Source organism: Thiomicrospira sp. (assembly GCF_014859555.1).
In the GTDB taxonomy this organism is placed as follows: domain Bacteria; phylum Pseudomonadota; class Gammaproteobacteria; order Thiomicrospirales; family Thiomicrospiraceae; genus Thiomicrospira.
Window position 1 is genome coordinate 26975 of sequence record NZ_JACUTY010000016.1, and the last position, 9935, is coordinate 36909.

The 9935-nt window shown below is 44.9% G+C and carries 13 protein-coding genes; 8 read left to right on the forward strand and 5 right to left on the reverse strand.

The features are described from left to right. Positions 1 to 6: 6 nt before the first annotated feature. Genes mlaE through IBX48_RS04500 form a run of 3 tightly spaced genes read right to left on the reverse strand, consistent with a single transcriptional unit; the run spans position 7 to position 2245 of the window. The gene (gene mlaE / locus IBX48_RS04490; protein WP_296831211.1) at positions 7 to 807 is read right to left on the reverse strand and encodes a lipid asymmetry maintenance ABC transporter permease subunit MlaE; all 801 of its coding nucleotides are present in this window, start codon (positions 805 to 807) and stop codon (positions 7 to 9) included. Next, positions 807 to 1595 carry an ATP-binding cassette domain-containing protein gene (locus tag IBX48_RS04495; protein ID WP_296831214.1) on the reverse strand — a complete coding sequence of 263 codons (789 nt, stop codon included), beginning with the start codon at positions 1593 to 1595 and terminating at the stop codon, positions 807 to 809. Before IBX48_RS04495 ends, mlaE begins: the two co-directional genes overlap by 1 nt. A 29-nt stretch (positions 1596 to 1624) precedes the next feature. Beyond that, complete coding sequence (locus IBX48_RS04500) at positions 1625 to 2245, reverse strand: hypothetical protein (protein ID WP_296831216.1); 621 nt, start codon at positions 2243 to 2245, stop codon at positions 1625 to 1627. A 174-nt stretch (positions 2246 to 2419) separates the two neighbouring features. On the opposite strand from IBX48_RS04500, the gene IBX48_RS04505 reads away from it, so the two are divergent. From IBX48_RS04505 to mgtE, 7 genes are all read left to right on the forward strand, one after another. Continuing rightward, positions 2420 to 3406: a calcium/sodium antiporter gene (locus IBX48_RS04505; RefSeq protein ID WP_296831218.1), complete on the forward strand. Its 987-nt coding sequence runs from the start codon at positions 2420 to 2422 to the stop codon at positions 3404 to 3406. Positions 3407 to 3423: 17 nt separating this feature from the next. Then, positions 3424 to 3948 carry an HAD hydrolase family protein gene (locus tag IBX48_RS04510; protein WP_296831220.1) on the forward strand — a complete coding sequence of 175 codons (525 nt, stop codon included), beginning with the start codon at positions 3424 to 3426 and terminating at the stop codon, positions 3946 to 3948. Positions 3949 to 3959: 11 nt separating this feature from the next. After that, on the forward strand, positions 3960 to 4508 hold the full coding sequence (gene lptC, locus IBX48_RS04515) for an LPS export ABC transporter periplasmic protein LptC (protein WP_296831222.1): 549 nt from the start codon (positions 3960 to 3962) through the stop codon (positions 4506 to 4508). Next, positions 4498 to 5037 carry a lipopolysaccharide transport periplasmic protein LptA gene (lptA, locus tag IBX48_RS04520; RefSeq protein WP_296831223.1) on the forward strand — a complete coding sequence of 180 codons (540 nt, stop codon included), beginning with the start codon at positions 4498 to 4500 and terminating at the stop codon, positions 5035 to 5037. The genes lptC and lptA overlap by 11 nt, the downstream gene beginning before the upstream one ends. Continuing rightward, positions 5037 to 5762 (forward strand): LPS export ABC transporter ATP-binding protein, encoded by a 726-nt coding sequence (gene lptB, locus IBX48_RS04525; protein WP_296831225.1) that lies wholly within the window; start codon positions 5037 to 5039, stop codon positions 5760 to 5762. The genes lptA and lptB overlap by 1 nt, the downstream gene beginning before the upstream one ends. 148 nt (positions 5763 to 5910) lie before the next feature. Further along, positions 5911 to 6243, forward strand: coding sequence for a ribosome-associated translation inhibitor RaiA (gene raiA / locus IBX48_RS04530; protein ID WP_296831227.1), 333 nt, complete (start codon positions 5911 to 5913; stop codon positions 6241 to 6243). A gap of 183 nt (positions 6244 to 6426) precedes the next feature. After that, complete coding sequence (gene mgtE, locus IBX48_RS04535) at positions 6427 to 7773, forward strand: magnesium transporter (RefSeq protein WP_296831229.1); 1347 nt, start codon at positions 6427 to 6429, stop codon at positions 7771 to 7773. An 11-nt stretch (positions 7774 to 7784) separates the two neighbouring features. Here mgtE and IBX48_RS04540 read toward each other — a convergent pair whose 3' ends face one another. Together IBX48_RS04540 and IBX48_RS04545 are read right to left on the reverse strand one after the other, a co-directional pair. Further along, positions 7785 to 8720 (reverse strand): tetratricopeptide repeat protein, encoded by a 936-nt coding sequence (locus IBX48_RS04540; protein ID WP_296831230.1) that lies wholly within the window; start codon positions 8718 to 8720, stop codon positions 7785 to 7787. 49 nt (positions 8721 to 8769) lie between these two features. Continuing rightward, positions 8770 to 9417: a tRNA-uridine aminocarboxypropyltransferase gene (locus tag IBX48_RS04545; protein ID WP_296831232.1), complete on the reverse strand. Its 648-nt coding sequence runs from the start codon at positions 9415 to 9417 to the stop codon at positions 8770 to 8772. Between IBX48_RS04545 and IBX48_RS04550 the strand changes: the two genes are divergently transcribed. Next, entirely contained in the window at positions 9405 to 9839 is a 435-nt protein-coding gene (locus tag IBX48_RS04550; RefSeq protein ID WP_296831234.1) for a GNAT family N-acetyltransferase, read from the forward strand. The two genes, IBX48_RS04545 and IBX48_RS04550, sit on opposite strands and share 13 nt — an antisense overlap. The last annotated feature ends 96 nt before the right edge of the window (positions 9840 to 9935 follow it).

A 9935-nucleotide genomic window follows, 5' to 3' on the forward strand; every position in this document is an offset into this window, starting at 1 on the left:
CTTTCCCTAAGTAAACATCAACGATGTCAAAATAAAATCCACACCCAATACCACTAGTGAGGCATGCACCACTGAGCGAGTTGTGGCGTGACTTACACCTTCCGAGGTTGGTACGGACTCATAACCTTCATACAAAGCAATAATGGCAATTAAAATCGCGAATACCACCGCTTTAACCAAGCCATTGATTACATCATCATACCAGTCAACTTGCTCTGACATTTGCGCCCAAAATGCGCCATCATCCACACCCAACCAGCCTACCGCCACCACATAACCGCCAAATATGCCGGTCGCAATAAAAATCATCGCTAGCATGGGTAAAGCAATAATGCTGGCCAAAATACGCGGGGCAATCACAAACTTCATCGGATCAACCGCCATCATTTCGAGCGCCGAAAGCTGTTCAGTAGACTTCATCAGTCCTACCTCAGCGGTTAACGCAGAACCTGCTCGCCCCGCAAATAAAAGCGCTGCCACCACCGGCCCCAGTTCACGAATTAAAGACAAGGCGGTCATGGTGCCTACCGCTTCTTCCGAGTTGTAGGTGGTCAAAATATGATGACCCTGTAACCCCAACACCATACCCACGAACAAACCGGCCGTTAAAATAATAGGTAAAGACAATACGCCCGCAAAGTAGATTTGCTTCATCAGCAAACGGATTCGCCAAACACTATAAGGAAGCGCCGGAATCACCGCCCAGACAAATAAAGCGCGTTTACCTAGGCCTTGCAAAGCGCCTAAAGTTGCGCTTCCCAGCCCTGCGATCAACCGCGTCGTTGTTTGCAAAATCCAAGCCAGCATTAGCCTACACTCCAAGGTTCAACCGGGTAATGCAGCGGCACCGGGCCATCCGGTAAACCTTTTAAAAACTGTTGAACATAGTCTGACTCCGACTGCTGAAGTTCTTGTGGCGTCCCTTGTTCTACAATACGACCTTCAGACAATACACAAGCAAACTCGGCGATCGACAAAACTTCATTTACATCGTGCGACACAATGATGCTGGTTAAGTTCAAACTGGCATTAAGCTTCTGAATCAACGACACCAGCACCCCCATCGTAATCGGGTCTTGGCCAACAAAGGGTTCATCATAAAATAGCATTTGCGGATCCAGCACAAAGGCTCTGGCTAAAGCCACCCGGCGCGCCATGCCGCCGGATAACTCGGCCGGCATTAAAGCATAAGCACCACGCAAGCCGACCGCTTCAAGCTTCATACGCACCAAGTTTGCGATCAAAGGCTCGGGGAGTTTGAAATGCTCACGTAATGGGAAAGCAATATTGTCAAATACGTTTAAGTCAGTCAATAACGCGCCCGTTTGAAACAACATCCCCATTTGTTGACGCAACTCATACAAGGCGTTACGACTCAACTGATTGACATCCTGCCCATTGATCAACACACGGCCTGAACTGGGTTTCAATTGACCAACAATCAACTTTAGCAACGTGGTTTTGCCCGTCCCACTCGGCCCCATAATGGCGGTTATTTGGCCGCGTGGAATTTGCAGACTTAGCTTATCGAAAATTTTACGATCAGCTCGATAAAAGCTTAAGTTTTCGATTTCGATCAATGGCGCATTTTGCATAATAGGTTCGAATCCAAGCTCAAATTGAGTTAATAACCCAGCAACTCGGCCAGGATCTTGAGTTGCTGTAAATCATCCATCTTAATGGATTCGCCCCCAACAAAAAAGGGCACTACCGGTTTTTTATCCGCCAAACTGGCCGCCAAACTACGCAGCATTTGCGCTCTTAACTTAGGATCCGAATCCAATTCCCCCACCCAACCACAAGGTTCACCACTCAAGACTTGCTCACCAAATCGCCAATGCCATCCTGACCAGGCCTGGTGGTTCGTCACCCAAGTGACTGGTCGTCCATGAAAGTGTTGATTATCTGGCAACCAGTTTGCGTCGAATACAACAAAGCCAGCCACCCAATCCCCTAAGGCCGACAAAACATCGACTAAGTGCGGTGTAGAAATAACACGATGATCATCTATCCTTAAATACAACGCACTTTCGTCTCGGCGAGCCATTTGCAGCTCTTCTATGTCTTGCGAAGTCCAATCTTGCCATTCGGTTTGTGCAATCAAGGCGCTACGATATTCATTTAAATAATAATCGAACCGCCATTCAACCGGTAAGCCTTCAGGATAATAATGCTCAACTAACTCCGGACGCTGCCAATCATCCACCCCTATAGACATATTTTTTAGCATAGTTTGGTCACTCATCACCTAATTAAAATCAGACACGTTTAATAACACACAACCTACAATAAGCGATACCTGCGTGTAATCATTGGGTCGAAAAAAACTAAAAGACCCATAAATCTTTTTTATATTAACCAACAAAATTGTATAATGTCGGCCAAATTTTGAATCCTAGTCTATAGCGAGTAACCCGCCATGTCGACAACATTAATCCTACCCAGTGTCTTACTTATTATAGGTTTAGCGCTGTTGGTCTGGAGTTCTGACATTTTTATTGAAGGTGCGGCCAGCACGGCTTTACGCTACAAAGTTTCACCACTCATCATTGGTGTGGTTATTATTGGTTTTGGCACCTCAAGTCCTGAAATGATTGTCGCCATCATCGCCTCACTAGAGGGCAACCCAGGCCTGGCGATTGGTAACGCAGTTGGCTCCAACATCACCAACATTGGTTTGGTCTTAGGCATTACTGCTCTGATTGCCCCACTAGTAGTGAAATCTTCCGTATTAAGACGTGAGTTTCCCATTCTGCTGTTTATTACCGGTTTTGGCCTGGCTTTATTAATGGACCATCATTTAGGCGTGATCGACGGTATTATCTTAATTTCCACTTTAATCGGCATCTTAATCTGGATGGTGCATTCTAATAAAAACATTGCTTCTGATGACCCGTTAAGTGAAGAAATCAATCAAGAACTGAGTGCCATCCCTAAACATTCAAAAACGCGTGCACTGATGTATTTATTTGTCGGTCTGATTGTGCTGATGATCAGTGCGCGTTTAATGGTGTGGGGCGCGGTTGAAATTGCCGAATTCTTTGAAGTACCCGACTTAATTATCGGTTTAACCATTGTTGCGATTGGCACCAGTCTGCCTGAATTGGCCGCCGCCATTACGGCCGCACTAAAAAACGAAGTTGATATGCTGATTGGCAATATCTTAGGCTCCAATCTATTTAACATTCTCGCCGTGCTTGCTATTCCCTCCATTCTGGCACCTTCTTTAATTGATATGGAAGTACTTCAGCGTGATTACCCTATTATGCTGGCGTTTACGGTTGCCATGGTTTTAGTGGCCCTCCCGCGTAAAGGTAATGCCTCCATTTCTCGCATGGAAGGCTTTTTGCTGCTGGCACTATTTGTTGGCTACTTAACTTTGTTATACTTCAACACTGTTTCTTAATCTAAAAGCGCCTAAATATGGATTCTTTACAAGCCAAAGCTAAAAAAATAAAACTCTTGTTACTGGATGTCGATGGTGTATTAACCGACAACCGTCTGATATACGGAGACGACGGCCAAGAGTACAAAGCCTTTTATACACGCGATGGTCACGCGATGGTATTAATCCAAAAAAGTGGTATTGAAATCGGCATTATTACTGGTCGAACATCCAAACTTGTCGAAAAACGCATGCAAGACTTAAAGGTAAAGCATCTATACCAAGGTGTACCCGACAAGCTACCCACCTTTGAAGCCCTGCTTAAGTCAATCAACATTCAACTAGATCAAGTCGCTTATATGGGTGATGACATTCTAGACTTACCTATCTTAACGCGCGTGGGACTAGCCAGCTGCCCGAAAGACAGTGACCCTGAAGTAATCAAGCGCGTCGACTTTGTGAGTAACTTTAATGGTGGCCGCGGTGCGGTGCGTGAGTTTTGTGAGTTGATCATGCAAGCCCAAGACAGCTGGCAAACCCAGCTAGACTTTTACTTAAGATAACCCGCAACATTATGTTGAAGAAACGCCCTTTTCTTATCAGCTTATTGCTTGGGCTGTTGGCGTTATTCATTTTAATCAACAACCTTGAGTACAACCAAACCGATAAAATCAAAACAAAAATCGAACAAGACGATTGGCAAATCAGCCAATCACAAAGCTGGCTAATTAATCGCAACCAACCCAACCAACAACAGTTTTTGCAAGCTGAGTTTATGAGAAAACAAGGTGAACAGGTGTTTATTGAACAACCGCTTTTGATCTTGCAAGATACCGATCAACTGGTTCGCCTCGACAGTGAGCATTTACAAATCCGCCATCAAAACCTATTTGACTTTACAGGAAATGTGATCGTAAACCGCCTTAATCAAGCCCCTAACCAAAACAGCCGGCTACTCACAGAACACCTTATTTACAACCAACTAGACGAGCAACTAAGCAGTCCAATATTGGTTAAAATAGAAAGTCAAAATCAAATAACCACTGGGGTTGGTTTGATCGCTGACCTAAAAACCAATCAAACCCAACTGCTCTCTGAGGTTAAAACCCGTTATGTCCCTTAAGTATGCAATACACGCCATTGTCATCTCATTTTTAGTTGGCTTATCACTCAACAGCTGGGCACAAACCCAGCCGATCGATGAAACCGCCTTACCGATTGATATTGAGGCCAATCAGCTAGACGCGCAAGATCAACAAGGCTTAACAGTTTATAGAGGCGATGTTATCGCCACCCAAGGCACCCTAACCCTTCAAGGCGACCAACTCGAAATCCACCACCCTGAGCGCCAAATACAAAAAATAACAACCACGGGTATGCCGGCCACTTTTAAACGTTTCTTAACCGAAGAAAATGCTTGGGTCAGTGGGCAAGCTCGCACCATTATCTATCTAACGGAAACTCGCACCGTTGAGCTGATTGGCCAAGCTTATCTAGAACAAGAAGGCCGCCACAAAATTGAAGGGCCAAAACTGGTTTATGATATGAATGCTCAAACACTTAATGCTGGCCAAACCGATGACGAATCAGGGCGGATAAAAATGACCATCACACCCAAAACCGAAGCCTCGCCCAGCCAGGGAGATAACTAATGGCGCATTTCTTTGCCCGAGGCTTAGCTAAAAGCTACAAAAAATATAAGGTCGTTACTTCGGTAGACATCGATGTTTACAGCGGTCAAGTGGTAGGATTACTCGGCCCCAACGGCGCCGGTAAAACCACCACATTTTATATGATGACCGGCTTAGTACAGCACGACCAAGGACACGTTTTTTTAGATGATCGCGACATTAGCGCACTCACTATTGATCAGCGCGCCCGTCTCGGCATTGGTTATTTACCACAAGAAGCGTCAATTTTCCGCAAACTAAGTGTCAAAGATAACATCTTAGCCATTTTGGAAATGCGCCCAGAGCTAGAAGCGCACCAACGCGAAGCAAAACTCCAGCATCTGCTCGAAGATCTGCAAATTACCCACATTATTAATCAACCAGGCCAAGCCTTATCCGGTGGCGAACGCCGCCGTGTAGAAATTGCTCGTGCCCTAGCGATGGAACCCAAATTTATTCTACTTGATGAGCCTTTTGCCGGTGTTGATCCGATCTCAGTAAAAGAAATTCAAAACATCATCCAGCATTTAAAAGACAAACAAATTGGTGTGCTCATTACCGACCACAATGTGCGTGAAACCTTAGGTGTATGTGATCAAGCCTACATCCTGCATGCTGGTACAATTTTAGCGCAAGGTGAACCGCAAGCGGTATTAAACCATCCCGATGTGCGCCGGGTTTATTTAGGCGAAAATTTTCGCGCTTAAACACTTCACCAATAGACTTTAACTCGCTTATGAACCCACACAAATACCGACAACACAAAGCCTTCATTTAAAACGAATGTGCTATACTAAAACTAAGTTTTAAACCCATATATACAACGTTCCACACACAATACATAAGGAGTCGGGAATGCAAATTAACATTACAGGCCATCACGTTGACCTAACAGACGCTCTGCGCGATTACGTTCAAGAAAAATTGACTAAAATAGCGCGTCATTTTGACCATGTTACGAATGTTCACGTAATTTTGACGGTTGAAAAACAAGGTCAAAAAGCGGAAGCCACCGTGCACGTATCTGGTCAAGATTTGTTTGCACAAAACGAGACACAAGACATGTACGCTTCGATTGATGGCTTAGTTGATAAGTTAGACCGCCAAATCATTAAACACAAAGAAAAGATTAGCGATCATAACCAAAAATCGGGTGGCGTTAAAAACATGCTAACGGACGAAGAATAATTAAACCCTTCTAGTTCTGTTAAAAAGAGCGCGTCCTGCGCTCTTTTTTTTGTTTAACGCTTTAAATCCTCCTGCCCTGCGCATTTAACCTTTTCAAACATTTTTCCACAAAACGGTCATGCTTTTCATAAGCATATCTCAGTCATGACCTTTATAATAAGCGCACCAGAACGAGGATTCCGCATGACTGAATACGACGATATAAAACTCACCGATCAATTAATTGAAGCCTCCAAACAAGAAGACGAAGCGAGTATTCGTTACTTCTTAAATACGATGGTCGCTGAAGAAATCGCCGATGTTCTCGAAGCAACGCCTCCGAAACTGCGTAATATCATCTGGCCATTTGTAGAGTCGGACAAACAAGGTGACATTCTTGGTCACACCAACGATGAAGTGCGCGCGGCTCTTCTCGACCAGCTAAACACCGAACAGATCGTCGAAATTGCTGAAGAACTAGAAACCGATGACATTGCGGTCATTGCCCAATCGTTACCGGATGACGAAAAACAAACCTTTCTGGATGCGTTAACCGAAGAAGATCGTACTGCGGTCGAAATGGCACTGAGTTTCCCAGAAGACAGTGCCGGTGGCATCATGAGCACCGACTTTATCGCGGTGCGTGCTGATATCACGCTAGATGTGGTACTGCGTTATTTGCGCAAACAATCCGAGCTGCCCAAATCAATGGTCAATTTGTTTGTGCGTGATCGCGATGGCCGCTACATGGGTACGTTGAAACTTAACCATATCCTTACTAAAGACGGTGATACCCTAGTATCAGAATTGGTTGAAGATACCGAACCCACCGTCAACGCCCTCCTCTCGACCAAGGAAGTGGCACGTGTGTTTGAGATTCACGATTTGATTTCGACGGCGGTGCTGGACGATAAAAACCAAATTCTTGGCCGCATCACAATCGATGACGTGGTGGATATTATTCGTGAAGAAGCCGAATACACTCAAATGAAAAGTGCCGGTTTGGATGATGAAGATGATATTTTCGCTCCCGCGCCGCGTACCGCTAAACGTCGTACATTTTGGCTAGGTATTAATTTAATCACGGCCTCATTCGCCGCCTTTGTGATCAGCTTCTTTGAAGCCACGCTGGATCAGATTGTCGCCTTAGCGATTATGATGCCGATGGTCGCAAGCATGGGCGGTGTGGCGGGTACGCAAACCTCTACCGTCGCGATTCGTGCCTTGGCAACCGGTAAGTTAGTATCCAGCAACAGCCGAGCCTTGTTAGTGAAAGAAAGTGTGGTGGGTGTATTGAACGGCATCACCTGGGCGATTCTAACCGCGATTGGCGCCTATATTATTTTGCAACAGGTCGATTTAAGTATTATTTTTGGTGCGGCGATGTTAATCAACCTTGTAGCGGCCGCGATCGCAGGGGTTTTGATTCCGCTGATCTTAAAGCGCATGAACATAGACCCGGCGCTGGCAACCGGTTTAATGATTACCACCGTCACCGATTCTCTAGGCTTTTTTGTGTTCCTGGGTCTGGCGACGATCGTATTAATGTAACGACATCTCGATTAACTCAGGGTTTTATCAATTTTTAACTTTTGGTAAATCGGCTGTTTTCTTAAACCTTCTAGCAACGGATCCGACTCTATTTCTTCTAGATAGCTTTCCGAATAACCCAGCGTCTGGGTTAAAAACCGCACCGACTCCTCATACTGCTCTAGCTGAGCATAAGCGCAGCCCAACTGGAAAAACGCAAACGCATTCTCTGGGTCTAACTGCAAAGCTTGATGACACAAGTTAATCGCCCAGCGAGGTTCATCCATTTCGAGTACCGCATCGGCTTTGTAGGTATAAGCTTCGACGCTACTCGGGTCAATGACTAAAATTTGATCGTAAATCTTAACTTTATTGTTGGGCGAATGTTCTTGCTCAGCTCGCAACCAAAGCGCGTGCAGTTCTTGCGTGCGTTCAATTTGTTCTTTGTTTGAATCAATAGTTTGGGTTTTATCTTCAATCAAGTGTTCCATCGCACGCAAACGCTCTTCGTATTGGGTCACGAGCTTAGTGACTTTCTGTTCCGCCAGCGTGTGCACACGCTCTTTAATATCACGAATGGATGTCCAGCCCACCCAAACCAATACCGTACTCACACCAAGGATCAAATAGAAAAAATAGGTCACCGTATTAGTGGCATAACCTAACGAGCGATCGGCAACGGTCATTTCACGATCCACCACCTCGCGTACGATTTCAACGCGCTGGTTCGCCATATCAATACGTAACTGTTTAATCTCATCCAAAATATAACGCTCAATAAACGCCGAATACATTGGCTTTTCTAAGCCTTCAACGACCTTCATAGCCAAATCGTCTTGATGGTTAGGCTGAGGCGGATCGGCCGTATAGTTATTATTGGCCCACACACTGTTGGCAAACATCGGCATCAAAATCATTAATAAAATGATTAGCCCACTCAACTTGTTCACACGCGTATCCTCTTGCATTTATCTGGCTTTTAACCTTAACAAAGAATGCGGTGGATGTCGAAATTTGCTAAGTCTTATTTAAGGCATTTTTATTCGCTAACATAAACTGACTTCTTTGCGCCACAAACGCATCAAATCCGTGTTTTAGATCGTCAAATTGGCTGGTTTTTTCGAGCTGGCTTAATAAAAAGTAGATGGCTTCCAAAGTTGATAAACTATTGGCTTTATTCGATTTACGAATCACATAACCGGTCGCTTGAACGTCAGCCAAAGCTAGCCTAGGCAGCGATTGAAGGATTGGATTTAACTGCAAAATTTTATGGGTTTTGCGCCAAGTACCGTCCAATAAAAGCACTTGAAACGAGCCTGGTTTAGATTGCTTCGCCAAGTCCTCAGTCGAAACCACCAGGCCTGGTGCTTGTTGTGGGTACAATAAATAAGTCGGTTTTTGGGTTAACCAAGTTTGCAAATCTGGTAATAAATCGACTTGTTCGCCCACCCAAATCGGGCAGTCCGACAAACACAAACTCGCCAGCTTAGCCGTGCCCTTCGCCTGTTTAACTTCGGATGGGTGCTGTAAAATACCTAAACGGGTTTGGTGCGAAACCCTGCGCACCAGCCCGCAAATACAAGCACGCTGAGGTCGTAAACATTTCGTACAGATGGCACGTTTAGCACCTTCAACATAAGTGGAATCAAACGGTGGATCAATCACAACATAAACCCTATCAATTCAAACTGGCCGACACCCAAAGCTGGGGCTTAATTAAACGTTTCCATAAACAAACCAAACTCAGCACCCCGTTGCAAACGGACAAGGTGTTTTACGTTCTGAATAACGAAAGCTTAGTCGGTGTGGCGCGTTTTGTTCAACACCACCAGGCCTGGTGGTTAAGAGGACTCTATATCCAGCCCGAATATCGTCAAAAACATTTGGCAACTCAGTTAATCGAGTTTGCATTTAAATCGTTAGACGCGCCTTGTTACGCCTTCGCCCAACCTAATCTAGCGCGTTTTTACCAAACATTAAACTTCGAACGTAACACGCCAGACAGCTTACCGAAAGAGCTGGCCGTTCTGTACAAGCGTTACCAAACAAACAAACCCCATCTGCAAATTTGGCTTCGAGAGACTTAAAAACCTGTTTAGATACAACAGCCTGCCTTGATATGGCGTCAAATATTTAAGCTATAAAAAAAGCCCGAACAAGTCGGGCTTTTTTATTAATCTGGC